The following is a 26,516-nucleotide window of genomic DNA, read 5'->3' on the forward strand; positions in this document are numbered from 1 at the left end:
ACACATTGCAGGAACATTCATTTCGCATCTTAGTCATTAATCCGGGATCGACGTCAACGAAAATTGGCGTCTTTGATAACGAGCGCTCCATTTTAGAAAAAACGATTCGTCATGATACAGAAGCGTTACGAGCGTATAAAAAAATTATTGACCAATACGAATTTCGCAAACAAACGATTTTAGAAACGCTTGACCATGAAGGAATTAATATTTCTAAGCTCGATGCAGTATGCGGACGCGGTGGCTTACTTCGTCCGATTGAAGGTGGCACATATGCTGTCAATGAGGCGATGCTGCAAGATTTAAAGCGCGGATACTCAGGCCCGCACGCTTCGAATCTCGGTGGAATTTTAGCGCACGAAATTGCTTCAGCATTAAACATTCCAGCGTTTATCGTCGATCCAGTCGTTGTAGATGAACTTGACCCGATTGCTCGCGTTTCTGGATTTTCATTAATTGAGCGTCGCAGCATTTTCCACGCGTTAAATCAAAAAGCAGTAGCGCGTCGTGTTGCTAAACAAATGGGAAAAACATATGAGGAAGTCAATTTCATCGTCGCGCATATGGGCGGGGGTATTACAGTTGGTGCACATCAACGCGGACGCGTTATTGATGTCAACAACGGATTGGACGGAGAAGGTCCGTTTAGCCCTGAACGTGCCGGTACTGTGCCAGCGGGTGATCTCGTTTCTCTCTGTTTCTCTGGTGAATATTATCGTGAGGAAATTATGCGCATGCTCGTTGGTGGCGGGGGGCTCGTTGGCTATTTAGGGACGAACGATGCGGTGAAAGTCGAAAAAATGATTGAAAATGGCGACGAAAAGGCGAAGCTCATTTACAGTGCGATGGCGTATCAAGTAGCGAAAGAAATTGGAGCTGCAAGCGCAGTATTATCAGGAAAAGTTGATGCCATTATTTTAACGGGCGGTTTAGCATACGGAAAACAGTTTGTGAAAGAAATTGCGGATCGCGTACAATGGATTGCCGATGTTATCGTGCAACCAGGAGAGAATGAACTGCAGGCGCTTGCTGAAGGGGCGCTTCGCGTATTGCGCGGAGAAGAAGAAGCGAAACAATATCCACAAGCGGTCAAAACAACGGTTTAAGGGGATGAAACGATGGCAAAAGAATACGATGTAGTCATACTTGGGGGCGGAACGGGCGGATATGTCGCTGCGATTCGCGCTGCTCAGCTCGGTTTAAAAACAGCGGTTGTCGAAAAAGGAAAACTTGGAGGAACGTGTTTGCATGCGGGATGTATTCCAAGCAAAGCATTATTACGGAGCGCGGAAGTGTATGCACAAACGAAAGAAAGTGAAACGTTTGGTGTAGTAGCTAGCGAGGTACGATTAGATTTTTCTAAAGTACAAGCGCGCAAACAAGCCATTATTGATCAACTGCATAAAGGCATCCACATGTTAATGAAAAAAGGGAAAATCGATGTATATGAAGGGACAGGGCGCATTCTAGGCCCATCCATTTTTTCACCGATGCCAGGAACGATTTCAGTTGAGATGAATGATGGAACGGAAAATGAAATGCTTGTGCCGAAGTATGTTGTTATTGCAACAGGTTCCCGTCCACGTACGTTGCCTGGCTTAACCATTGACGGTCAATTCGTTATGACGTCAGATGAAGCATTGCGTATGGAGACGTTGCCATCTTCGATCATTATTGTCGGTGGTGGCGTCATCGGCATCGAATGGGCATCGATGTTGAATGACTTTGGCGTGGATGTTACGGTCATTGAATATGCAGATTGCATTTTGCCGACAGAAGATCGCGATGTCTCCAAAGAAATTGAAAAAATATTAAAACAACGTGGTGTACGCATCGTTACAAAAGCAAAAGTATTGCCTGACACACTCGTTGTTGAAAATGGTGTCCGCATTCAAGCAGAAATCAACGGACAAAATGAAACGTTTACAGCAGACAAAATGCTCGTTTCCGTTGGACGTCAAGCAAATATTGAAGGTATTGGATTAGAAAATACTGACATTGTCATTGAAAAAGGCTTTATTCAAACGAATGAATACTATCAAACAAAAGAAAAACATATTTACGCCATTGGGGATGTGATCGGTGGCTTACAGCTTGCTCATGTCGCTTCACATGAAGGGATTATTGCGATTGAGCATCTTGCTGGAAAAGAGGTTCACCCACTTGATTATGCGATGGTGCCAAAATGCATTTATAGTCGTCCGGAAGCCGCGAGCGTTGGTTTAACAGAAGAAGAAGCGAAAGCAAAAGGGTATGACGTGAAAGTCGGCAAATTCCCATTTAAAGCGATCGGAAAGGCACTTGTATACGGAGAAGCTGAAGGGTTTGTAAAAATTGTTGCTGATGCAAAAACAGACGATTTGCTCGGCGTACATATGGTTGGTCCGCACGTCACAGATATGATTTCCGAAGCTGGATTAGCACGTGTGCTTGATGCGACACCGTGGGAAATTGCTCACACCATTCATCCGCATCCGACGCTGTCAGAGGCGATGATGGAAGCAGCGCTTGCTGTTGATGGAAAAGCGATTCATTTTTAAAGGAGGAATGAATGATGGCGGAAAATCGTCATAAACAACTCGGTTTAAGCGATGAAACCGTTTTACAAATGTATGAAACGATGGTGTTAGCACGTAAAATTGACGAACGGATGTGGTTATTAAACCGCGCAGGTAAAATTCCATTCGTGATCTCTTGCCAAGGGCAAGAAGCGGCGCAAGTAGGAGCAGCATTCGCTTTAGATCGCACGAAAGATTACGTATTGCCATATTATCGCGATATGGGTGTCGTATTAACGTTTGGGATGACGCCGACAGAATTGATGCTTTCCGCATTTGCAAAAGCGGAAGATCCAAACTCTGGCGGTCGCCAAATGCCAGGGCATTTCGGGAAAAAGAAAAACCGCATCGTCACAGGTTCTTCGCCTGTTACAACGCAAGTGCCACATGCCGTCGGTATCGCTTTAGCAGCAAAAATGGAGAAAAAAGATTTCGTATCGTTTGTTACATTTGGGGAAGGGTCTTCTAACCAAGGCGATTTCCACGAAGGAGCAAACTTTGCAGGCGTTCATAAATTGCCGGTCATTTTTATGTGCGAAAACAATAAATATGCGATTTCAGTTCCGATTGGAAAGCAATTAGCTTGTGAAAAAGTATCCGACCGTGCTATCGGCTACGGCATGCCGGGCTATACTGTTGATGGTACAGATCCATTGGAAGTATATCGCGTCGTAAAAGAAGCAGCCGATCGTGCACGCCGCGGTGAAGGACCAACGTTAATTGAAACGGTTGCTTATCGTTTAACGGCACATTCATCGGATGATGATGACCGCGCATATCGTACACCTGAAGAAATTGCCGAAGCAAAATCAAAAGATCCAATTTCCTTATTTGCAAACTACTTAAAAGAAGTAGGCGTATTAACGGATGAACTGGAAAAAGAAATTCATGATCGCGTCATGAAACAAGTAAACGAAGCGACGGACTACGCAGAAAAAGCACCATATGCACAACCAGAACATGCGTTGAAATACGTATACGCAGAGGAGGAATAAATATGCCTGTCATTTCATATATCGATGCCGTTACGATGGCTATTCGCGAAGAAATGGAACGTGACCCGCGCGTATTCGTACTTGGGGAAGATGTCGGAAAAAAAGGGGGCGTATTTAAAGCAACGCAAGGGCTATATGATCAATTTGGAGAAGAACGCGTCATTGATACGCCGCTTGCGGAATCTGCGATCGTTGGCGTCGGCATTGGCGCTGCGATGTACGGATTGCGTCCAATTGCAGAAATTCAATTTGCGGACTTTATTATGCCTGCTGTAAACCAAATTATTTCTGAAGCAGCGCGCATTCGTTATCGCTCCAATAACGATTGGAACTGTCCGATTGTCATTCGTGCCCCATATGGCGGCGGCGTTCACGGAGCGCTATATCATTCTCAATCCGTTGAAGCGATTTTTGCGAATCAACCGGGATTAAAAATTGTTATGCCATCTACACCATACGATGTAAAAGGGTTATTAAAAGCGGCTATTCGCGATGAGGATCCGGTGCTGTTTTTTGAGCATAAACGAGCATATCGCCTCATTAAAGGGAAAGTGCCGACAGATGATTATGTGCTACCAATTGGTAAAGCGGACGTTAAACGTGAGGGGGAAGACATTACAGTTATTACGTACGGTTTATGTGTTCATTTCGCATTACAAGCTGCTGAAAAATTGGCGCAAGAAGGCATTTCTGCCCACATTTTAGATTTGCGTACGGTATATCCGCTCGATAAAGAAGCGATTATTGAAGCGGCAAGCAAAACAGGAAAAGTGTTGCTTGTGACAGAAGACAATAAAGAAGGAAGCGTCATGAGCGAAGTGGCGGCAATTATTGCTGAGCATTGCTTATTTGACTTAGACGCGCCAATTATGCGCCTCGCTGGTCCAGACGTTCCAGCGATGCCGTATGCGCCAACGATGGAAAAATTCTTTATGGTTAACCCAGATAAAGTTGAAAAGGCCATGCGTGAATTGGCGCAGTTTTAAGGAGGAGTGACGATGGCGATAGAGAAAATCACGATGCCACAGCTTGGCGAAAGTGTAACGGAAGGAACGATCAGCCAATGGCTTGTATCTGTCGGCGATCGCGTCAATAAATACGATCCACTTGCTGAAGTAATGACCGATAAAGTCAATGCAGAAATTCCATCTTCATTTGCTGGTGTTATTAAAGAAATTATCGCAAAAGAAGGGGAAACATTGCCTGTTGGTGCCGTCATTTGTACGATTGAAGTCGAAGGAGAAGGACAAGTAGAAGAAAAGCAAACGAGCGTGGAAAACGAATTGCCGCCGACGAATGAACAAGCGAATAAACAACCGATGAAAAAGCAAGGCGGTGAGCGCGGACGCTATTCGCCAGCTGTTCTTCGTCTAGCGCAAGAACATAACATCGATTTAACACAAGTGACAGGAACAGGTATGGGCGGTCGCATTACGCGCAAAGATTTACTCAAATTCATTGAGTCTGGTAACGTGCCAAAAGCAGATGCGCCAAAGCAAGTCGCCGAGCCGGTCCAACAAGTAGAAGTATCGAAACAGGAAGTCGCACCAAAAGTGGAATTACCAAAACAGCAAGCACCGAGCGTTTCTGTGCAAGCGGGCGACATCGAAATTCCTGTCACACCAGTGCGTAAAGCCATTGCGACAAACATGCTTCGCAGTAAACATGAAGCACCGCACGCATGGACGATGGTTGAAGTCGATGTGACGAACTTAGTCGCTTATCGCGATTCGATTAAAGACGAATTTAAAAAGCGCGAAGGGTTTAACTTAACGTATTTTGCGTTTTTTGTAAAAGCGGTGGCTCAAGCGTTAAAAGAATTCCCACAAATGAACTCGATGTGGGCAGGAGACAAAATTGTTCAAAAGAAAGATATTAACATTTCAATTGCCGTAGCGACAGATGACGCACTTTTTGTCCCAGTTATTAAACATGCGGATGAAAAATCGATTAAAGGGATTGCACGTGAGATTGCGGAATTAGCCGCAAAAGTGCGCGCAGGCAAGCTCCGTCCGGAAGATATGCAAGGTGGTACGTTTACGGTTAACAATACAGGTTCGTTTGGCTCCGTTCAATCCATGGGAATCATCAACTATCCACAAGCGGCGATTTTACAAGTCGAATCGATCGTCAAACGTCCTGTCGTGAAAGACGGCATGATCGCGATTCGCGACATGGTCAACTTGTGCTTATCGCTTGACCATCGCGTCCTAGACGGCTTAATTTGCGGTCGCTTCTTAGCGCGCGTGAAACAAATTTTAGAAAACATATCGAAAGACAATACGCCAATTTATTAAATGAAAAGAGGGTGTCCACTTAGGACCCCTCTTTCATCATATTATCCATTTTACACTTGTTCGTTGCCCAAGCAGTCTATATATACTACAATAAATATGTAATGAATGTTTCAAAAATTGAAAAGAAAGCGCTTTAAATGTCTTCAAAGGGGAGGGGTTGTTAATGGCGGATTTGTTAACGATGAAAAACGCCTCGTTTCCTATTCCGAAATATGACGAATGGGAACAAGAAGCAGAAAAATCGCTTAAAGGAAAACCGCTTGAAAAGTTAGTGACAACAACGTATGAGCAACTACAAATAAAACCGATCTATATACGAAGCGACATAGAGACAACTCCTGAGCAATATCCGGGGTTTCCTAGCTATGTGCGCGGGACGGAGCCGGATGGGTATATGAAAAAGCCATGGGCAGTCAGTCAAGCCATTTCTGCCAAAAGTCCTAAGGAATGGAACGAAATCGCAACATACGATATCGCAAGAGGACAGACGGAAATTCATCTTATTTTAGACGAGCTCGGATTTTCTATCACGTCGCTAGAGGATGTCGAAACGATGTTTTCTGGCATTTCGCTTTCCGACTATTCGATTCGTCTCGATGCAGGGGCATGTTCGTTGTCAGTTTTGGCGCTGTTTATCGCTTATTTTCATAAGCAACAACTTCCGCTCGATTCATTGCGCGGAACAATCGGCATGGACCCGCTTTCGGCATTAGCGATAAAAGGAGAACTTCCTACGTCGCTTTCGACGCTGTATGACGTGATGGCGGATGTGACGAGATGGGCGAAAGAACAGCTGCCTTTGATAAAAACGATCATCGTTCACGGAGAACCGTATCATCACGGTGGGGCCAATGCGGTGCAAGAGTTAGCGTTTTCGTTTGCGACTGCCGTCGAATATATCAACGAATGTTTAAAGCGCGGGTTGACGGTCGATGAGGTGGCCGAACGAATGAGTTTTTCGTTCGCGATCGGTGCTGACTTTTTTATGGAAATCGCGAAACTGCGCGCGGCTCGTGCGATGTGGTCGAATATTATTCAAGCGTTTGGCGGCAGCGAACGAGCGCAAAAAATGTCGCTTCATGCGCGAACGTCGTATTTCACGAAAACGGTTTATGACCCGTATGTAAACATGCTTCGGGCATCAGCAGAAGCGTTTGCTGCGATTGTCGGTGGGGCGAATAGTTTACACGTTTCCCCGTTTGACGAAGCGATTCGACCAGCGGATGAGTTTTCACGAAGAATTGCCCGTAATACACAATTGATTTTACTAGAAGAAGCGCACATCGGGAAAGTCATCGACCCGGCTGGCGGTTCGTATTACGTTGAAACGCTAACGGCACAAATTGCAGAAGCTGCATGGAAGCTATTTCAACAAATCGAAGCAAAAGGCGGCGTGACAAAAGCGCTCCAAGCAGGAGTGGTGCAAGCAGAAATCGAAAACATCGCCAAGCTGCGCGAACAAAACGTCAAAATGCGCAAAGAGCGCATCATTGGTACAAATGTCTATGCGAATGTAGCAGAGCCAAAACCGAATATCCAATCTGTATCGCCGACAAAAGATGAATCGTATGATGGTGAAACGATGGAGCGGACCGGAAATTGGCTAGATAGTGCCATTGCTTTCGTCCGTCGTCGAGCGACCGCTCGAGGAATTGATGCTGCGCTCGCGATGACCGGTCCGTCGATTGCCATTTCCCCAGTTCGCCAATGGCGGCTGTCTGAGCCGTTTGAGCAGCTGCGCCAAGCAGCGGAGCGGCATTTAGAAACGCACGGAAAGCGTCCAACCGTGCATCTCATCAATCTCGGCGCCATCGCCCATCATAAAGCGCGCGCTGATTTTATGAGCGGCTTTTTTGAAGCGGGTGGATTCGCTGTCGTGAAAAATGACGGCTATATGTCGGTTGACGAGGCGATAAAAGGGGCGTTAGAAGCAGACGGAACGCATTATATCATTTGCGGAACAGACGAAAGCTATCCGGAAGCGGTTCCGGCGATTGCGAAAGCGTTAAAGGATGCGAATCCGCCGCGAAACGTCTACGTCGCTGGAAAACAACCGCTGGAAATCGAAACCACTTTTATAGAAGCGGGGGTGGACGGATTTATTCATATCGGTTCTAATTGCTACGAAACGCTTGTGGCGTTTATGAAGGAAATGGGGGTGGCTTTAGATGGAGCGGAAAGTTGATTTTACGAATATTCCTTTCCAACGCAAAGGCGATACGGTGAGCGAACAACAATGGAAGCAGGCAATCGAAGAAAAGCTGCAAACATCCATTGACGACCTTTTCTTCCAAACAAATGAACAAATTGCGCTTAAACCGCTATATACAAAAAAAGATATTGAAGGATTTGATTTTCTCGATTATATGCCAGGCATTCCGCCATATTTGCGCGGACCGTACCCGACAATGTACGTCGTTCGACCGTGGACGATTCGCCAATATGCAGGTTTTTCTACGGCAGAAGAAAGCAACGCCTTTTACCGCCGCAATTTAGCGATGGGGCAAAAAGGGTTGTCGGTTGCGTTTGACCTTGCCACCCACCGCGGCTATGATTCTGACCATCCACGCGTCGTCGGCGATGTCGGCAAAGCAGGGGTCGCTATCGATTCGGTGCTCGATATGAAAATTTTATTCGATGGCATTCCGCTTGATCAAATGTCCGTATCGATGACGATGAACGGGGCTGTGCTCCCAATCATGGCGTTTTACATCGTTACCGCCGAAGAGCAGGGAGTGACGCAAGACAAACTGTCCGGCACAATCCAAAACGACATTTTAAAAGAATATATGGTGCGCAATACGTATATTTATCCGCCAGAAACGTCGATGCGCATTATCGCCGACATTTTCGCCTATACTGCAAAATATATGCCAAAATTCAATAGCATTAGCATTTCCGGCTATCACATGCAGGAAGCTGGTGCGCCGGCGGATATTGAGCTTGCCTATACACTTGCCGATGGGCTTGAGTATGTGCGTACAGGCTTAAAAGCAGGCATTGACATTGATTCATTTGCTCCACGCCTATCGTTTTTCTGGGCAATCGGCATGAACTATTTTATGGAAGTAGCGAAAATGCGGGCAGCGCGCCTCATTTGGGCAAAAATGATGAAGACGTTTCATCCGAAAAATCCAAAATCGCTTGCTCTTCGTACACATTCGCAAACATCAGGATGGAGCTTAACGGAACAAGATCCGTTTAACAACGTCGTACGGACATGTTTAGAAGCGCATGCTGCAGCGATGGGACATACGCAGTCGCTTCATACGAATGCACTTGATGAGGCGATTGCATTGCCGACTGACTTTTCCGCCCGCATCGCGCGCAATACACAGCTTTATTTACAAGAAGAAACAGGCATTTGCCAAGTCATTGACCCATGGGCAGGCTCGTATTATGTGGAAACATTAACGAACGAATTAATGAAGCGTGCGTGGGCACACATCGAAGAAATCGAAAATCTTGGTGGGATGGCGAAAGCGATTGAAACAGGGTTACCAAAAATGCGCATCGAGGAAGCAGCAGCAAGACGGCAAGCCAAAATTGATTCTGGTGCGGAGACGATTATCGGTGTGAATAAATATCGTCCAGAAAAAGAAGAGCCGATCGATATTTTAGAAGTCGATAATACGGCTGTGCGCATGCGACAAATCGAAAAATTAAAACAGTTGCGTGCGTCTCGGGATGAAGCGCGCGTGCAACAAACGTTGCAAGCGATTACGAAAGCGGCAGAAACAGGCGAAGGGAACTTGCTCGAGTTAGCGGTTGAAGCCGCGCGCGCTCGTGCGACGTTAGGTGAAATTTCAGACGCCATTGAAAAAGTGGCAGGTAGACATAAGGCGGTCATTCGTTCCGTTAGCGGTGTATATAGCGCAGAGTTTACGAACGAAGAAGAAATTGTACGTGTGAAAAAAATGACGGACGAATTTTACGAGTTAGAAGGAAGGAGACCGCGCATTTTGATTGCAAAAATGGGACAAGATGGACACGACCGCGGAGCAAAAGTGATCGCCACCGCATTTGCGGATTTAGGTTTTGACGTTGATATCGGTCCGCTCTTTCAAACACCAGAAGAGACAGCGCGGCAAGCGGTTGAAAACGATGTTCACGTCGTTGGGATGAGCTCGCTCGCTGCTGGACATAAAACGTTACTGCCACAGCTTGTGGAAGAGTTACGCAAACTAGGGCGAGAAGATATTATTGTTGTCGTTGGTGGCGTCATCCCACCACAAGATTACGAATTTTTATATGAACATGGTGCAGCGGCTATTTTTGGACCAGGTACGATCATCCCGGTCGCAGCTCAAAAAGTGTTGCACGAAATTTATCGACGACTCGGTTACGAGGAAGTGAGCGAATGAGTGAGGAGCGAACATCTCGACCAGAATGGGTGGATGACCACAATATGTTTGCAACGTCGTACGTGAAAGGAAACGATCGTGTTCAGCCGACAAAAGAAAGACGATGGGTAAAAAGAAAAGAGCTTTCGATTGAAGAATATGTCGCAGGTGTATTAAATAATAATCGCACCATTTTAGCACAAGCGATTACACTTATTGAAAGCAATGCAGCAAAACATACAGAAAAGGCACAGCGCATATTGCATGAGCTCCTTCCTTATGTAGGGCGTTCGGTTCGCATTGGCATTACTGGTGTTCCAGGTGCAGGCAAAAGTACATTCATTGAAGCATTCGGACAATTTTTATGCGATAAAGGTCATCGGGTTGCGGTATTAGCGATCGATCCGAGCAGCTCGCTCACAGGTGGAAGCATTCTTGGCGATAAAACGCGCATGGAATATTTAGCTCGTCATCCGCGTGCGTTTATTCGTCCTTCTCCATCGGGTGGCACGCTCGGGGGAGTGCATCGGAAAACACGTGAGACGATGCTGCTTTGTGAAGCAGCGGGATATGATATTATTCTCGTGGAAACGGTCGGTGTTGGTCAAAGTGAAGTGGCAGTACGCGGCATGGTTGATTTTTTTCTATTGCTTGCGCTAACAGGCGCTGGTGATGAACTGCAAGGAATGAAAAAGGGGATGATGGAACTCGTCGATGCGATCGTTATTAATAAAGCAGACGGGGATAATAAACAGAAAGCAGAGTTGGCGAAAGAAGAATATAATCAAATTTTACATTATTTACGCCATGCCACGAAAGGATGGGAGACGAAAGCATATACTTGTTCTTCTCTCTATAAAGAAGGAATTGAACAAATTTGGGACGTGATCGAGCGCTTCGTCCGAACGACAAAACAATCGGGTGTATTTGAGGAGAGAAGAAGAGAACAGATGAAAGATTGGTTGCATGCGATGATTAAAGATTATTTACACATCCGCTTTTTTCACCATCCGGCTGTACAGCAACAATTGCCGAACATTGAACAACAGGTGATGGAAGGAAAACAGCCGGTCACAATGGCCGCACAGCAATTGATTCGTTTATACGAGCAAACGTAAAGGTGTCCGTTATGGGCACCTTTTATTGTTGAATATGTTATAATGAGGGCGGAGTGTGATGTTTGTGTTAAAAATTGGTTATCGAACAGTGAAAACAGCGATTGGAACAGCGAGTGCCATTGCGCTTGCCCAATGGTTGCATCTTGAAAATTTTGCTTCTGCCGGCATTATTACAATACTTTGTATTCAAGTGACGAAAAAAAAGTCATTGCAAACAGCGCGCGCTCGCTTTGTTGCCGGTTTAGTTGGCTTATTGTTTTCATTTTTCTTTTTTGAAGGACTTCGCTATCATCCGCTTTCGATCGGTTTATTGCTGCTGTTTTTCATTCCAACGACTGTTGCCTTGAAAGTGACCGAAGGGATTGCGACAAGTGCGGTTATTATTTTACACGTATACATGGCGAAAGCGATGACGTGGTCTCTCGTATATAACGAAGTGATGTTAATGATCATCGGGATCGGTATCGCTTTACTTGTCAATATGTACATGCCAAGCGTGGAAAAAGATTTAAAAGAATATCAACGGATTGTAGAAGATTTATTTCGCATCATTTTTAAAGAAATTGTTCATTATTTACGGACGAACGAAAGCTTGTGGGATGGGAAAGAAATTGCGCTAGCGAGCGATACGTTAAAGCGAGCAAAAGCGCTTGCGTTACAAAACATTGAAAACCATTTTTTACGCAATGAAGATTATTATTACCGATATTTTCGTATGCGCGAACGGCAATTTGAAATTATTGAACGCATGCTGCCGCTCATTAGTTCGATGACATATACGGTCGAGCAACGAAATATGATTGCCGATTTTATTGATGAATTAAGCGATGCGATTCACCCGGGAAATACAGCAGACCGTTTTATTCGACAACTTGAGGAGATGAAAAAGCAGTTCCAACAAATGCCTTTGCCAAAAACGCGCGAGGAATTTGAAGAGCGAGCTGCTCTTTTGCATTTTGTAAAAGAGATGGAGCAATATTTAATCATTAAAAGTCAGTTATAACGGTATGATCGCTCTTTTTTGATGCACAATAGTCAACTACCCCCACTTAGCTAACGCTTGAAGTGGGGGCTTGCAACTCCCCAGAAGTGCAAACGGACTTTGTCCTCCTTCCTTGACTTGGGGTTGCATCAGGGGCAGGTTGACGACTACCCAACGATGCAGGTCATGCCCGCATCGTTACCGATTCTCTCGGCATGTCTGTTGGCAGTACTTGGCTTCCACACACAACAGACGGACCCACGCTCGATGTTTTACGGTTACAACGTTTCCTGTAACCAACTCCATACATCGAGTAGCAGTTACTGGAGTGCCTTTATTAAACGGTTTTCTCCACGCCTCTATTATATCATACACAAAAGAAAGAGGGAACGCGCATTCCTCTCCCACTTACTCCTTTGTTCGTTGAAGTGGGAGTCTCCTGCGCGAAATAGGATGAAAAAAGGGTGAGATCATGCCGTTTTTGTTTGCTTTCTTTCTTTTTCTTTCACCGCTTTGGTCGCTTGGAGATAATCCGCGCGTGGGTGATCCGATGATTATTGTCAATAAGCAAACGAACCAACTTGCTTTTATTCGCCATGGGAAAATTGAACGCATATATCGAGTGGCGACAGGAAAAACGAATGCACTCACGCCAGAAGGGATATTTACGGTAACTGTTAAGGCAGTAAATCCTTATTATCGGAAAAAAAACATTCCAGGAGGAGCACCGAACAACCCGCTTGGTACGAGATGGATCGGATTTGATGCACGTGGAACGGACGGTCGAACGTACGGCATTCATGGAACGAATCGACCCGAATCGATTGGACGTTATATAACGGAAGGATGCGTACGCATGCATAATCGCGATGTCGAAGCGCTATATCCGAACGTGCCATTAGGAACGAAAGTAGCGATCGTAAAAACGAACGAATCATTTCATCAGCTCGGGAAAAAGTACGGGGCGCTTAAATAGAACAAGCTGGCCGAATACGGTCAGCTTGTTCTATATCCACATGCTTAATCCAGCAAGCAAAGATGTTAACAGCATCGAACCGAGCATTAAATAAACAACAATTTTTTGCACTTTTTTTGAATGCATCATCTTCACCTCTTCTTCCTATTGTACAAACATGCTGTTCGGCAAACAAGTATGAAAACATGCAAAAAAAGAAGGAAAAAAGAAAAAAGGTGTCGAAATACATACACGGTTTGCAGCCGAGAACAACAAAGGGGCTGGGGTAATGGAAGTAAAAAAAGTCGATCATATTGGTATTGCTGTGAAATCATTAGATGAGGCGCTTCCGTTTTATACGGATACGCTCGGTTTATCGTGCGTTGGCATTGAAACGGTCGAATCAGAGCAGGTGAGGGTAGCATTTTTAAAAGTCGGCGATGTAAAAATTGAATTGCTTGAGCCGCTTTCTGAACATAGCCCAATTGCTTCTTTTATTGAAAAAAGAGGCGAAGGGATTCATCATGTCGCGCTTGGCGTCGATGATATTGAACTGCGCATTCAGGAGTTAAAAAATAATGGCATTCGCATGATTCATGAGCAACCAAAACGCGGAGCGGGAGGGGCGCTTATCGCCTTCATGCATCCAAAGTCCGCTCACGGAGTATTGTACGAGCTTTGTGAAAGAGAGGGCGGGCAATAATGGATATGTATGATAAAATTAATGAGCTATATGACCGCCGGCGTGAAATTGAACTCGGTGGCGGCGACGATAAAATCGCCAAGCAGCACGCGAAAGGGAAATTAACGGCAAGGGAGCGCATTGATCTTTTGTTGGATGAAGGGACGTTCGTCGAGTTAAACCCGTTTATTGAACATCGTTGCACCGATTTTGGATTAGCAGGAAAAAAAGGTCCGGGTGACGGAGTTGTCACAGGATACGGGAAAATCGATGGTCGAACAGTGTTTGTATTTTCACAAGATTTTACTGTATTCGGTGGCGCGCTTGGGGAAATGCACGCGAAAAAAATTGCGAATATTATGGACTTAGCAGCAAAAACAGGTGTACCAATCGTTGGTTTAAATGATTCCGGTGGTGCCCGCATTCAAGAAGGAGTATTGTCCCTCGATGGCTACGGCCATATTTTTTACCGTAATTCCATCTATTCTGGCGTCATTCCGCAAATTTCAGTCATTATGGGTCCATGTGCGGGTGGTGCTGTCTATTCACCTGCCATTACCGATTTTGTTTTTATGGTCGAAAAAACGAGCCAAATGTTTATTACTGGACCGAAAGTGATTGAAACGGTGACAGGAGAAAAAATTAGTGCGGAAGATTTAGGTGGTGCCCGCGTTCATAATACAATTAGCGGAAACGCTCATTTTTCAGGAGCGACAGAAGAAGACGTGCTTGCCCAAGTACGACGGCTGTTAAGCTATTTGCCAGCAAACTGCCAAGAAAAACCACCGATCAAGCCTGTTGCGAATGAAGATGACTACCGTCCTGATTTAGCGGATGCGATTCCAATTGACGCGGTCAGACCGTACGATGTGCGCAACGTTGTGCTACAAGTCGTTGATAAAGGATCGTTTATGGAAGTGCAAAAAGATTTTGCGAAAAACATTGTCATTGGCTTTGCTCGCATCAAAGGAGAAGTTGTCGGGCTTGTATGCAACCAACCGAAGTTTATGGCGGGAGGACTAGATATTGACTCATCGGATAAAGCAGCCCGCTTTATTCGTTTTTGCGACTCGTTTAACATTCCGATTATTACGTTTGAAGACGTGACAGGCTTTTTCCCGGGAGTCAAACAAGAGCATGGGGGTATCATTCGCCATGGGGCGAAAATTTTATATGCGTATTCGGAAGCGACCGTGCCGAAAATAACGGTCATTTTACGGAAAGCATACGGTGGGGCATATGTTGCATTAAACAGTAAATCGATCGGAGCGGATGTCGTATACGCATGGCCAAATGCAGAAATTGCTGTTATGGGACCACAGGGGGCAGCGAACATTATTTTTGCAGGCGAAATCGAAAATAGCCCGAATCCAGAAGAAACAAGAGCGCAAAAAATTGAAGAATATCGCGATAAATTCGCCAACCCTTATGTTGCAGCGAAATACGGCATGGTTGATGATGTTATCGACCCACGTGACACGAGAATCAAGCTTATTCAAGCACTCGACATGCTTCGTCATAAGCAGGAAGAACGCCCGAAAAAGAAACATGGGAATATTCCGTTGTAAGTATATACCGCCAGTTGTTTGGCGGTATATGTTTTTCGAAAAATAATCGTACGATTTCGCAAACGATGTAAAAATCCGTTATACTTAAAGATGAGTACATACATAGGAGGAAGTATGATGGTCAATAAGCAGCGTCTAGTTGAAGAATTTTTAGAGCTTGTGCAAATTGATTCGGAAACGAAATATGAGCGCGAGATTGCGGATGTGTTGAAAGGAAAGTTTGAAGCGCTCGGTTTGCACGTCATTGAAGATGATACGACAGCGCAAACAGGGCATGGGGCGGGAAATTTAATTTGCACATTGCCAGCGACAAAAGAAGGAGTCGATCCGATTTACTTTACATCTCATATGGATACCGTTGTGCCAGGCAAAGGGGTAAAACCGTCCATTCAAGACGGTTACATTGTCACAGATGGTACGACGATTTTAGGAGCGGACGATAAAGCGGGACTTGCTGCGATGTTTGAAGCGATCCGCATGTTAAAAGAAAAACAAATCCCTCATGGACTCATTCAATTTATTATTACTGTCGGTGAAGAGTCGGGGCTTGTTGGAGCGAAGGCGCTCGATCCATCGCTCATTCAAGCGAAATTTGGATATGCGTTAGATAGTGATGGAAAAGTTGGACAAATTATCGTTGCTGCTCCGACGCAAGCAAAGTTGAAAGTGACTGTTTACGGAAAAACAGCGCATGCGGGTGTCGCTCCAGAGCGCGGTGTATCAGCCATTACGATCGCCGCAAAAGCAATTGCGCAAATGCCGCTTGGGCGCATTGACGAAGAAACAACCGCAAACATCGGCCGTTTTGAAGGGGGAACACAAACGAACATCGTTTGCGATCGCGTGGACATTTTAGCTGAGGCACGTTCCCTTGTGCCAGAAAAAATGGAAGCACAAGTCGCAAAAATGAAAGAAGCGTTTGAGCGCGTAGCGGAAGAAATGGGTGGTCGTGCAGATGTTCATGTGGAAGTGATGTATCCAGGATTTAAATTTGGCGACGGAGATCATGTTGTTGAAGTGGCAAAACGAGCGGCTGAAAAAATTGGCCGTCCACATGAGTTGTTGCGCAGCGGCGGCGGTAGCGATGCGAACGTCATTGCAGGATTTGGCATTCCAACGGTCAATTTAGCGATCGGTTATGAAGATATTCACACAACAAATGAACGTATGCCAATTGAAGAACTTGTCAAAGCAACTGAAATGGTCATCGCTATTATTGAGGAAGTGGCTGCAAGGGGGTGAAACGATGAATAAAGTCGTCGTTTTCCAATTGTCTAATGAACAATACGCCATTCCGGTTGAACATGTCGTTTCCATTGAAAAGATGAGCCATCCGACGCTCATTCCAAGCATGCCTTCGTACATGCCTGGCGTTGTTCGCATTCGCGGTGAGATCGTTCCCGTGCTTGATACGTCGCAAATTTTATATCGTCATCCATATACGGAAACAGAAAAAACACGGCTCATCGTCGTCCATACGGGGGATATGCATGTAGCATTTATCGTGGATGATGCAAAAGAAATTATTGATATTCCACCACATATGATGAAGGAGGTGAATATGCTTGCTTATCAACAGACGCCATATTTCATCGGTATTGCGAATTTGCCTGATCGACTCATTACCGTGATTGACCCGATGATCTTGTTTGACAATTTAGAAGGAGCAAGCACCATTAAAGAACATATGAGGAATGAGAAACAGAACACTTGAACGAGAAAAGAAGATTATGGTATGTTCTTTGTTGAACAAACAAAAATAGAAAGGAACGTTTACTATGGCGAAACAACAAATTGGTGTGATCGGTTTAGCGGTCATGGGAAAAAACTTGGCGCTCAATATTGAGAGCCGCGGGTATTCGGTAGCAGTATATAACCGTTCGCGTGAAAAAACAGACGAGTTTTTACGAGAAGCGGAAGGAAAAAACATCGTCGGTACATATAGCATCGAAGAGTTTGTTAACGCACTTGAGAAGCCACGCAAAATTTTATTAATGGTAAAAGCAGGAGCGGCAACAGATGCAACGATTGAACAATTAAAGCCGTATTTAGAAAAAGGCGATATCGTCATCGATGGCGGCAATACGTATTTTAAAGATACACAACGTCGCAATAAAGAACTTGCGGAACTCGGCATTCATTTTATCGGTACAGGCGTTTCCGGCGGAGAAGAAGGGGCGTTGAAAGGTCCTTCCATCATGCCGGGCGGACAAAAAGAAGCGCACGAACTCGTTCGTCCGATTTTTGAAGCGATCGCGGCAAAAGTCGATGGGGAGCCGTGCACAACGTACATCGGTCCAGACGGTGCGGGCCATTACGTAAAAATGGTGCATAACGGAATTGAATATGGCGACATGCAATTAATTGCCGAGGCATACTTTTTATTAAAACATGTGCTCGGATTAAATGCCCAAGAACTTCATGAAGTGTTTGCGGAATGGAATAAAGGGGAATTAGACAGCTATTTAATCGAAATTACGGCAGATATTTTCACGAAAATTGATGAAGAAACAGGAAAGCCGCTTGTCGATGTCATTTTAGACAAAGCAGGACAAAAAGGAACAGGGAAATGGACGAGCCAAAACGCGCTCGATTTAGGCGTCCCGCTTCCGATTATTACGGAATCGGTATTTGCTCGCTTCATTTCGGCGATGAAAGAAGAGCGCGTGAAAGCAAGCAAGCTATTAGCTGGTCCTGCCGTGAAGCCGTATGAAGGAGATCGTGCGCACTTTATTGAAGCGGTACGCCGCGCGCTTTACATGAGCAAAATTTGCTCGTACGCCCAAGGCTTTGCGCAAATGAAGGCCGCATCTGAAGAGTACAACTGGAATTTACAATACGGTAATATCGCGATGATTTTCCGCGGCGGCTGCATCATTCGTGCACAATTTTTACAAAAAATTAAAGAAGCGTACGACCGTGATCCAGCGTTGCCAAACTTATTGCTTGACCCATACTTTAAAGACATCGTCGAAAACTATCAACAATCGCTCCGTGAAATCGTCGCAACAGCAGCGATGCGCGGCATCCCGGTTCCGGCATTTGCCAGCGCCTTAGCATACTACGACAGCTACCGGATGGAAACATTGCCAGCGAACCTGATTCAAGCACAGCGCGACTACTTCGGTGCGCACACATACGAACGCATCGACAAAGAAGGCGTGTTCCATACGGAATGGTTGAAATAAACGAACCCCCTAGGGCAAATGGCTCTAGGGGGTGTTATTCCAATGCTAGGTAAGATTTCGTTCATCACTACAACATGTGTTTGAGAAGTGATACGTTTTACTGAACAAGAAGGTTCAAAAATTATTCGTTTCCTTATTTTTTCTAATGAACGGTAAATGAGGCGTGATGTGAACAAATCAAGCACAACTTTTAGTAAAGAGCACGAGAAAGTAAGGGAATTTGTATTACTCGAAAAAATGCAAAACATTAAAAGACGAATTTTCATTTATATCGAATAGTCTTCAGGGACAAAAACTTTCAGTTGTTTTGGCTTCACAAACACTTGTTCTCCTATTTTTAATTGCAAATTTTCGTACCGTTCTTTTGTTATTTCAGCTTCTAAAAATTCTCCTGCATCGTTTCTTTTTAATTCAAGGTGAACAATAGAGCCTGCTACATGGAGATGTGTAATCACCGCAGGAACTTCATCGCTATTGCTTTTTATTTTTGCTATATTAATTTCATGTGGACGGACATATCCAACAGCGGTCGTATTTTCGATATCGGAAAATTCAGGAGCATCCACTTGAACATTGCCTACATAAAATTTCCCTTTGTGAAGACGACCATGAAATAAATTGACATTTCCTAAAAAATCATAAACAAAAGGGCTATTAGGATGATTATATACTTCTTCGGGGCTACCAATTTGTTCAATTCTTCCTTCATTCAATATTACTACTCGATCAGCCACATCTAGTGCTTCTTCTTGGTCATGAGTGACAAAAATGCTTGTGATATGAAAATCATCATGTAACCTTCTTAACCAGCGTCGAAGCTCTTTTCTTACTTTAGCGTCTAAAGCACCAAATGGTTCATCGAGTAATAGTACGTTTGGCTCTACTGCTAATGCTCTAGCTAACGCGACACGCTGCCTTTGTCCTCCAGAAAGTTGTGAAGGATACCGGTTAGCGAAAGCCTCCAATCTCACTAATCGTAGTAATTCGTATACTTTTTCTTCTATTTCTTTTTTAGAAGGACGTAATTTTCTAGGTCGAACTTTTAGACCGTAGGCGACATTTTCGAAAACGTTCATATGGCGAAATAATGCGTAATGTTGAAATACAAAACCTACTTTTCTTTCTTTAGCACTTATATTGGTAATGTCTTGATGATTAAAAAAAATCGTCCCTTGATCAGCCGTTTCTAATCCAGCGATGATACGAAGTAATGATGTTTTTCCGGAGCCAGACGGACCTAAGAGTGCTACTAATTCTCCTGAATGAATGTCGATATTAATATTGTCAAGAACGTGAAATGACCCGTACGATTTTGCTATATTTTTTATTGTTATGTTCATTTCTTAAATCCCCTCTCTAAAAGATTTATCCCTTATAAATCCTTCTTGCTTTTCCATTCAATGAACTTTTTCACGACTAAGGTGGCGATAGAAAAAATGGACATTAATGATGCAACTGCAAAAGCCGATGAAAACCGATATTCATTGTATAAAATTTCGATGTGCAAAGGCATCGTGTTTGTTAATCCACGAATATGCCCAGAAACGACAGACACAGCCCCGAATTCTCCAATCGCCCGGGCACTACATAAGATAATCCCGTATAATAATCCCCACTTAATGTTAGGCAGTGTCACATACATAAAAGTTTTCCAGCCACTCGCACCTAAAGTGAATGACGCTTCTTCTTCAGCAGAGCCTTGTGCCTGCATTAATGGAATCAGTTCACGAACAACAAACGGCAGTGTGACAAATAATGTCGCAAGGACAATCCCAGGTACAGCAAAAATGATTTTTACATCATTTTCAAGGAGCCATGGTCCTAACAAACCACGAGACCCATACAATAAAACAAAAATTAATCCCGCAATTACTGGAGAAACAGCGAAAGGGAGATCGATCATGGTAATTAAAATATTTTTTCCTCTAAAATCGAACTTTGTAATTGCCCATGCTGCAGCTAATCCAAATATCGCATTCAATGGAACCGTTATGAGAACAACAATGAATGTTAATTTAATAGCTGACAATGTGTCAGGATGGCGAATGGAAGCGAAATAAACGTTGACTCCTTTAGCAAAAGCCTCTACAAAAATAGAAATGAGAGGTAATACAAGAAATAAAGTTAAAAATCCTAATACAATAGCAATAAGGATCCATTGAACAAACCTTGGCTCAGTTGTCGTTCTAGAAGATGGTTGTGCATGTATGTCCATTGGTTGCATACGAATATGTCCAGCCATGAAGTATCCTCCTTAACGATGAACAAGTTTTTTATTTGACCACCACTGTAATAAGTTAATCGCAAATAGAAGAAGAAACGAGATCACTAGCATGACGGAAGCGATGGCGGTAGCCCCTGCATAATCATATTGTTCTAGTTTTGTCATAATTAAAAGTGGTGTAATTTCGGTGCGCATTGGCATGTTTCCCGCGATAAAGACGACGGAGCCATATTCTCCTAAAGCTCTTGCGAATGCTAAAGCAAAGCCTGTCAGGATAGCTGGCAATAGTTCGGGAAAAATTACCTTTGTGAACGTTTGAAATCGACTTGCCCCTAAACTTACGGATGCTTCTTCCACTTCTTTATCTATATTTTGCAAGACAGGTTGAACCGTTCGAACAACAAATGGTAACCCAATGAACGTTAAAGCAATGATAATTCCAATGGGAGTAAACGCTACCTTAAACCCTAAAAATTGGCCAATCCATCCCGTTGGTGTATATAGGGCCGTTAATGCTATGCCAGCTACAGCGGTTGGCAATGCAAAAGGAAGGTCAACCAATCCGTCAACAATGTACTTCCCAGGAAAAGGATATCGCACTAATACCCAAGCAACTAGCACACCAAATACAATGTTCAAAAAAGCTGCTATAAAAGATGCGCCAAAGCTCAATTTATAGGAAGCGACAACTCTAGGATTTGCTATTGTTTCCCACAACTCTTTCCAGCTCATGCTAGCTGTATTTAAGAAAATCATGGATAAAGGTAACAAAACGAGAAGGCTGAGATATAACATTGTAAATCCAAATGATAATCCAAAACCAGGAAGTATACTAGATTTTTGAATGTTTCTTTTTAATAAACTAATCATGGACTCACCTCTAAAAAGAGTACTCGAGAACTAGAAAAAAGAGAAGATACATAGAACTTTCCTATGTACCTTACAATGATCCTCGTTATTTAGGCTGGTATATTTGATCAAAGATGCCTCCATCACTAAAATGGGTTTCTTGAGCCTTTTTCCATCCTCCGAGGTCATTTATCGTTACTAAATGAATTTGTGGGAAGATATCGCTATATTTTTCAAGTATTTTTTCATTTCTTGGTCGATAGTAATGTTTTGCGGCAATCTCTTGCCCTTTATCGGTGTATAGATATTTAAGATAAGCTTCCGCTACCTCTCTTGTGCCTTTTTTGTCTACCACTTTATCCACAATAGCAACAGGTGGTTCAGCGAGGATGCTTATGGAAGGAACAACAATTTCAAATTTATCTTTTCCTAATTCGTTCAACGTAAGAAGTGCCTCGTTCTCCCAAGCAATTAGCACATCCCCAATTCCTCTTTCAACAAAAGTAGTAGTAGAGCCCCGTGCTCCAGAATCCAATACTTCCACATTTTTGTACAACTTGCTCATAAATTCTTTTATTTTCTTTTCGTCCCCATTATATTTTTTATTGGCATAAGCCCATGCAGCTAAATAATTCCATCTTGCACCACCAGATGTTTTAGGATTAGGAGTAATAACGGACACTCCTTTTTTAGTTAAATCATCCCAATCTTTAATACCTTTAGGGTTTCCTTTTCTGACGAGAAAGACAATTGTTGAAGTGTAAGGAGTCGAGTTATATTCTAAATGCGTTTGCCAATCTTTTTTTAGCAAACCACTATCAGCAATCATATCAATATCATAAGCTAACGCTAGTGTAACTATATCAGCTTCAAGGCCATCAATTACCGCACGTGCTTGCTTTCCTGACCCACCATGGGATTGTTGGATGGTAACCGTTTGACCTTTCTTATTTTTCCAATATTTAGAGAATTCCGTGTTAAATTCTTGATATAACTCCCGAGTTGGATCGTAAGAAACATTCAGTAATTCAACCGAACCTTTAGAAGGCGTTGCGTTACTATTTTTTTCTTTCGCTCCATTATTCGTCTGATTACTACTGCAGCCGGATAATACAGCTGCTAACAAGATGAAAGCAAGAAAAAACGAAACGATTGGGTTGTTTACACGTACCATCGCCAATCCCCTCTTTCTGGTTGATAATTCGAATTTTTAGACCAAATAATATTTTGCCTTTTTTGTCTAGGCAGTGAAGGCATGTTTCCCATAAAATTAAGGCTTACTGCTCAACTGACGAAAGGATACATAATCAATCTAATTAGGCATTAAAACACCCCCAACCAATTCTGAATAGAAAAAATATTAATGATTTTAAAAGGTATTATATTCTTATTTTTCTGATAAGTCAACTAGGAATTAATGTTTTGGAAACTCGTCGTGGTGTTTTCATCAGCAAGACATGTGTTCGTGTTCAATCCGCGTTGTTTGAGGAAAGTGAACCCCTCGATCGGGAATCGCCATGTCGTTTTTCACCACCACACGCAAATGAGGGCGAACGCTTGCTTTTGTTTTTCGAAACGTTGCCCACCGATACTGCAAGATGCATATGCTCATCGTTGTTTAATCAATAATGTGTAATCGACGACTCTGTTCAACCGTGGGTGTTGCTTGGAGTGGACGTTGAATCATCTGTACGGGATAATGGAAAATCGTCTCAAATAATGATGGAGAAAGATGTTTTAGCTTCCTTGATAGTTGCGACGTACTAATGGCATCAAACTCTAATTCTGTGTGAAGCTCTTTCGTGTCTTTTACGTGTTTCGCCATCGTTGTCAAGCTGTCGATTTCGTTGATTTGCGCAAAAATCACCAACTGTAAAAACCGATATGCATATAAGTTGAATTAAAGATTTACAACTGAACACACAAACGATCGATCGTTTGTTCTGGTTTCTGGTTGATTCGCTGAATAAAGGCTTGGACATTCTTTCTAATTTCTTGCACACTCGAATAGAACACGTTGTAAATCACGTCTGATTTCAGCCATTTCCATAGCCCTTCAATCAAGTTCAATTGCGGACTGTATGGTGGCAAAAAGACGAGCTCTAACCGATCTTCGTGTTCTTTTAAAAATGGCTGAATGAGTTTGGCATGGTGAATTCGAGCGTTATCTAAAATCATCACTATTTTGCCTGTGGGATAGCGTTCTAACACAAGTTGAAGAAATCGAAGAAATGTTTCCGCGTCATAGCGTTCTTCTTCGATGCAAAACACTTCCCCTGTTTCGTAGTTCAACGTGCCAATCAGCTTCAGCCCTTGATGTTTTCCAAACGTCGGAATGATTCGTTGTTTTCCTTTGACAAACCATGTTTTTTGAATCGCTTGGTAATCACGAATCATCGACTCATCTTGAAAGAGGACATGGGCGATGTTCCCATCTACCAGTTTTTTTTTACTTCAGGGAAGGTGATTTCGACGAATTCTTTTTGTTTCTCTTCATCGGCATTGGCTAGTGTATAGGTCGGTTTCGTATAGCTTAGCCCTAACCGATGCAGAATGTCACTTGTTCCGCGAAGCGTGTATGTTGGCCCCCACTTTTGTTGAATGAGTTCAGCGATTATCGCAAGCGTCCAATTATATTTTGCTTCGAATCCCACATCTACGGGGAGCTGATGTTCAATGATCAAAGCCAGCTCTTTTTCCTGCTCAGGGGTCAATCGACGTGGGGCGCCAGGTGAGTATTTCATCTCCAGTCCATCAAGACCGCGCTGGGCGTAGGCATGAATATAGTTATAAATAGTTTTCTTGGATCGACCAATAATCGTTGCGATTTCTCCTTTGGTATATCCCTGCAAATGAAGATAAATCGCTTGGTAGCGTTCATATGCTCGTTTACTTTTTGCTTCTTTCATGGCAGTGGACAACTTTTCGATCTCGTCTTTGTGATTTGGCATCATATTTTCTCTCCGTTCCCCTATTTTCTCTTTTATTTATTCGCCGTGGAACGGGAGAAAACCTTTATTTCAATTTATACAGACAGCTTTTGCATAGGCTTTCTTTGATTATAGGTTGTAACCTGAATCCGTGACAAAACATCTTTACAATGGTCGCAAACCGTTGATACGATAAGGGAAAACGACGTTGACGATTCTTCATCAAGTAGGTGAATGTGATGAAAGATTTCCCGATTCGGTTTGTATTGACAGATGAAGCGATTACTCCAAGTGCTGGGCTTGCTCTCGTGGGCTACTTACTGCACCAAACGAAGCTGGATAAACGAGTAAACGCCCTTCGGCTCCCAACGGTTCGTCGAGATGTGCACATTTCCCATAGCGACGTCATTCGCTCGATGATCGGCTTGCTTGCCACAGGAAAAACGGATTTTGATCATATCGAAGCGTATCGTCAGGACGATATCTTTTCGACATCAATGGGCATTCGGCACGTACCTTCCTCCCCAACGTTGCGACAGCGACTCGATCAGCTCGCTTGTCTTCCGATGACCGAAACCATCATTTGGGAGGAATCGATGCGTCTGTTGGTTCGACAACACGCTACCTTGTCCCCTTGTTGGGCGAAAGGGAAAACGACATGGCTTCCCCTTGATATAGATGCTTCCCCATTTGACAACTCCGATACGAAGAAAGAAGGAGTGAGTCGAACGTATAAAGGATTTGACGGTTTTACGCCGTTGTTTGCGTACGCAGGGAAGGAAGGGTATATCGTTCATGCCGAGCTGCGTCCAGGGAAACAACATGTACAAGACAACATGCCTTCGTTTTTAACTACCGCCATCCGTCGAGCTCGTCCGCTGACCTCGTCTCGTCTGCTTGTCCGCATGGATGCAGGAAACGATGCGGAAGCGAATGTGCACGTATGTCTAAAGGAAGACGTGGACTTTGTCATCAAGCGAAACTTACGCCGAGAATCGAAAGCGCTTTGGTTCCAGATCGCTTCGCAAAAGGGCAGACGCATCGATGATGGACAAACCGAAGGAGTACAAACGTATGAGTTATGCCTTCCACAGACCGCAGCAATTGATGGACACACGTATACGTACGTTCAAGTCACCCAAGTGACGGAACGAACGATGGAACGAAATGGACAGCTGATGCTCGTTCCTGATTACGAAGTCGAAAGCTACTGGGTGCGCCTCGAAGGATACGAGCATGTTCGAATGAGTGATGTGCTCGCATTGTATCACGATCATGCGACATGCGAACAGTTTCATAGCGAACTGAAAAGCGACTTAGATTTAGAGCGACTTCCATCAGGGAAGATGAAAACGAATGCGCTCGTGTTAGTCATGGGAGCATTCGTGTACAACCTTCTTCGTCTGATTGGACAAGATCTATTAAGCGATCCGAGACATCCATTACATCATAAAGTGAAACGCCGCCGCATCAAGACGATCATTCAGACGGTGATCACGATGGCAGGTCGACTCGTCCGCCGATCACGACAGATCTGGATGAAACTGACGCGAAGGAGTGGCTATAGCGAGCCCCTTCTGAACATTTACATAAAATGGAGAGAAGGAGCATAACGAACGATTGTTCGCAATTCTGTACTCATCCTAACCCTCTGTCCTTTTTTGTTTTTTCTTTGGTTTATATACCTAAAAAAGATATTTATTTCATTTCTGAGAGTGAAGATGACATCTGTTTTAAACATAAAAAGGGAATGGTGGATCACGTATCCATAAAACCAGCAAAAAAGTCAAAGTCGATGTCAATCCATCACGGATTCAGGTTGTAAAT

23 protein-coding genes are annotated in these 26,516 nt (G+C 43.8%); 16 read left to right on the forward strand and 7 right to left on the reverse strand.

What is annotated here, in order from left to right:
* Nucleotides 1-5: 5 nt before the first annotated feature.
* The 10 genes from buk (at nt 6) to NSQ23_RS05660 (ending at nt 13,269) form a co-directional block, all read left to right on the forward strand.
* The gene (gene buk, locus NSQ23_RS05615; RefSeq protein WP_004889621.1) at nt 6-1,106 is read left to right on the forward strand and encodes a butyrate kinase; all 1,101 of its coding nucleotides are present in this window, start codon (nt 6-8) and stop codon (nt 1,104-1,106) included.
* Between the two features lie 12 nt (nt 1,107-1,118).
* The gene (gene lpdA, locus NSQ23_RS05620; RefSeq protein WP_339173603.1) at nt 1,119-2,540 is read left to right on the forward strand and encodes a dihydrolipoyl dehydrogenase; all 1,422 of its coding nucleotides are present in this window, start codon (nt 1,119-1,121) and stop codon (nt 2,538-2,540) included.
* Between the two features lie 14 nt (nt 2,541-2,554).
* Entirely contained in the window at nt 2,555-3,553 is a 999-nt protein-coding gene (locus NSQ23_RS05625; RefSeq protein WP_064220648.1) for a thiamine pyrophosphate-dependent dehydrogenase E1 component subunit alpha, read from the forward strand.
* A gap of 2 nt (nt 3,554-3,555) precedes the next feature.
* Nucleotides 3,556-4,539, forward strand: a complete 984-nt coding sequence (locus NSQ23_RS05630) for an alpha-ketoacid dehydrogenase subunit beta (protein ID WP_064220647.1) — start codon at nt 3,556-3,558, stop codon at nt 4,537-4,539.
* Between the two features lie 12 nt (nt 4,540-4,551).
* Nucleotides 4,552-5,850, forward strand: a complete 1,299-nt coding sequence (locus tag NSQ23_RS05635) for a dihydrolipoamide acetyltransferase family protein (RefSeq protein ID WP_339173609.1) — start codon at nt 4,552-4,554, stop codon at nt 5,848-5,850.
* A gap of 163 nt (nt 5,851-6,013) precedes the next feature.
* A complete protein-coding gene (locus NSQ23_RS05640; protein ID WP_339173611.1) occupies nt 6,014-8,035 on the forward strand; it encodes a methylmalonyl-CoA mutase family protein in 2,022 nt (673 codons plus the stop codon).
* Nucleotides 8,019-10,214 carry a methylmalonyl-CoA mutase gene (scpA, locus tag NSQ23_RS05645; RefSeq protein WP_339173613.1) on the forward strand — a complete coding sequence of 732 codons (2,196 nt, stop codon included), beginning with the start codon at nt 8,019-8,021 and terminating at the stop codon, nt 10,212-10,214. Before NSQ23_RS05640 ends, scpA begins: the two co-directional genes overlap by 17 nt.
* Entirely contained in the window at nt 10,211-11,311 is a 1,101-nt protein-coding gene (meaB, locus tag NSQ23_RS05650) for a methylmalonyl Co-A mutase-associated GTPase MeaB (protein ID WP_077428718.1), read from the forward strand. The genes scpA and meaB overlap by 4 nt, the downstream gene beginning before the upstream one ends.
* A 58-nt stretch (nt 11,312-11,369) precedes the next feature.
* Nucleotides 11,370-12,314: an aromatic acid exporter family protein gene (locus NSQ23_RS05655; RefSeq protein WP_339174303.1), complete on the forward strand. Its 945-nt coding sequence runs from the start codon at nt 11,370-11,372 to the stop codon at nt 12,312-12,314.
* Nucleotides 12,315-12,765: 451 nt separating this feature from the next.
* Nucleotides 12,766-13,269, forward strand: coding sequence for a L,D-transpeptidase (locus NSQ23_RS05660; RefSeq protein WP_339173615.1), 504 nt, complete (start codon nt 12,766-12,768; stop codon nt 13,267-13,269).
* Nucleotides 13,270-13,299: 30 nt separating this feature from the next.
* Here the strand turns inward: NSQ23_RS05660 and prli42 are convergent, their stop codons facing one another.
* Nucleotides 13,300-13,395 (reverse strand): stressosome-associated protein Prli42, encoded by a 96-nt coding sequence (prli42, locus tag NSQ23_RS05665; protein ID WP_009373849.1) that lies wholly within the window; start codon nt 13,393-13,395, stop codon nt 13,300-13,302.
* Nucleotides 13,396-13,537: 142 nt separating this feature from the next.
* Between prli42 and mce the strand changes: the two genes are divergently transcribed.
* The 5 genes from mce (at nt 13,538) to gndA (ending at nt 18,686) form a co-directional block, all read left to right on the forward strand.
* Entirely contained in the window at nt 13,538-13,951 is a 414-nt protein-coding gene (mce, locus tag NSQ23_RS05670; RefSeq protein ID WP_339173619.1) for a methylmalonyl-CoA epimerase, read from the forward strand.
* Nucleotides 13,948-15,498 carry an acyl-CoA carboxylase subunit beta gene (locus tag NSQ23_RS05675; protein ID WP_339174306.1) on the forward strand — a complete coding sequence of 517 codons (1,551 nt, stop codon included), beginning with the start codon at nt 13,948-13,950 and terminating at the stop codon, nt 15,496-15,498. The genes mce and NSQ23_RS05675 overlap by 4 nt, the downstream gene beginning before the upstream one ends.
* A 117-nt stretch (nt 15,499-15,615) precedes the next feature.
* Entirely contained in the window at nt 15,616-16,740 is a 1,125-nt protein-coding gene (locus tag NSQ23_RS05680; RefSeq protein ID WP_339173621.1) for a tripeptidase T, read from the forward strand.
* A gap of 4 nt (nt 16,741-16,744) precedes the next feature.
* A complete protein-coding gene (locus NSQ23_RS05685) occupies nt 16,745-17,212 on the forward strand; it encodes a chemotaxis protein CheW (RefSeq protein WP_339173623.1) in 468 nt (155 codons plus the stop codon).
* Nucleotides 17,213-17,276: 64 nt separating this feature from the next.
* The gene (gndA, locus tag NSQ23_RS05690) at nt 17,277-18,686 is read left to right on the forward strand and encodes an NADP-dependent phosphogluconate dehydrogenase (protein WP_339173625.1); all 1,410 of its coding nucleotides are present in this window, start codon (nt 17,277-17,279) and stop codon (nt 18,684-18,686) included.
* 266 nt (nt 18,687-18,952) lie between these two features.
* Here gndA and NSQ23_RS05695 read toward each other — a convergent pair whose 3' ends face one another.
* The 6 genes from NSQ23_RS05695 to NSQ23_RS05720 all read right to left on the reverse strand — a co-directional run bounded on the left by NSQ23_RS05695 (nt 18,953) and on the right by NSQ23_RS05720 (nt 24,713).
* The gene (locus tag NSQ23_RS05695; protein WP_339173627.1) at nt 18,953-20,026 is read right to left on the reverse strand and encodes a sulfate/molybdate ABC transporter ATP-binding protein; all 1,074 of its coding nucleotides are present in this window, start codon (nt 20,024-20,026) and stop codon (nt 18,953-18,955) included.
* Between the two features lie 32 nt (nt 20,027-20,058).
* A complete protein-coding gene (cysW, locus tag NSQ23_RS05700; RefSeq protein WP_339173630.1) occupies nt 20,059-20,928 on the reverse strand; it encodes a sulfate ABC transporter permease subunit CysW in 870 nt (289 codons plus the stop codon).
* Nucleotides 20,929-20,940: 12 nt separating this feature from the next.
* A complete protein-coding gene (gene cysT, locus NSQ23_RS05705) occupies nt 20,941-21,780 on the reverse strand; it encodes a sulfate ABC transporter permease subunit CysT (RefSeq protein WP_339173633.1) in 840 nt (279 codons plus the stop codon).
* A gap of 85 nt (nt 21,781-21,865) precedes the next feature.
* Nucleotides 21,866-22,933 carry a sulfate ABC transporter substrate-binding protein gene (locus NSQ23_RS05710; RefSeq protein WP_339173636.1) on the reverse strand — a complete coding sequence of 356 codons (1,068 nt, stop codon included), beginning with the start codon at nt 22,931-22,933 and terminating at the stop codon, nt 21,866-21,868.
* Nucleotides 22,934-23,377: 444 nt separating this feature from the next.
* Entirely contained in the window at nt 23,378-23,626 is a 249-nt protein-coding gene (locus NSQ23_RS05715; protein ID WP_339173638.1) for a hypothetical protein, read from the reverse strand.
* 41 nt (nt 23,627-23,667) lie between these two features.
* A protein-coding gene (locus NSQ23_RS05720; protein WP_015374552.1) for an IS630-like element ISBs2 family transposase occupies nt 23,668-24,713 on the reverse strand; the annotation gives its coding sequence in 2 pieces (ribosomal slippage) (nt 23,668-24,207 and nt 24,210-24,713; 1,044 coding nt in all).
* A gap of 215 nt (nt 24,714-24,928) precedes the next feature.
* Between NSQ23_RS05720 and NSQ23_RS05725 the strand changes: the two genes are divergently transcribed.
* Nucleotides 24,929-26,302, forward strand: a complete 1,374-nt coding sequence (locus NSQ23_RS05725) for an IS1380 family transposase (RefSeq protein WP_339174308.1) — start codon at nt 24,929-24,931, stop codon at nt 26,300-26,302.
* The last annotated feature ends 214 nt before the right edge of the window (nt 26,303-26,516 follow it).

This window comes from Anoxybacillus sp. FSL W8-1294, assembly GCF_037965005.1.
GTDB lineage: Bacteria > Bacillota > Bacilli > Bacillales > Anoxybacillaceae > Anoxybacillus > Anoxybacillus flavithermus_G.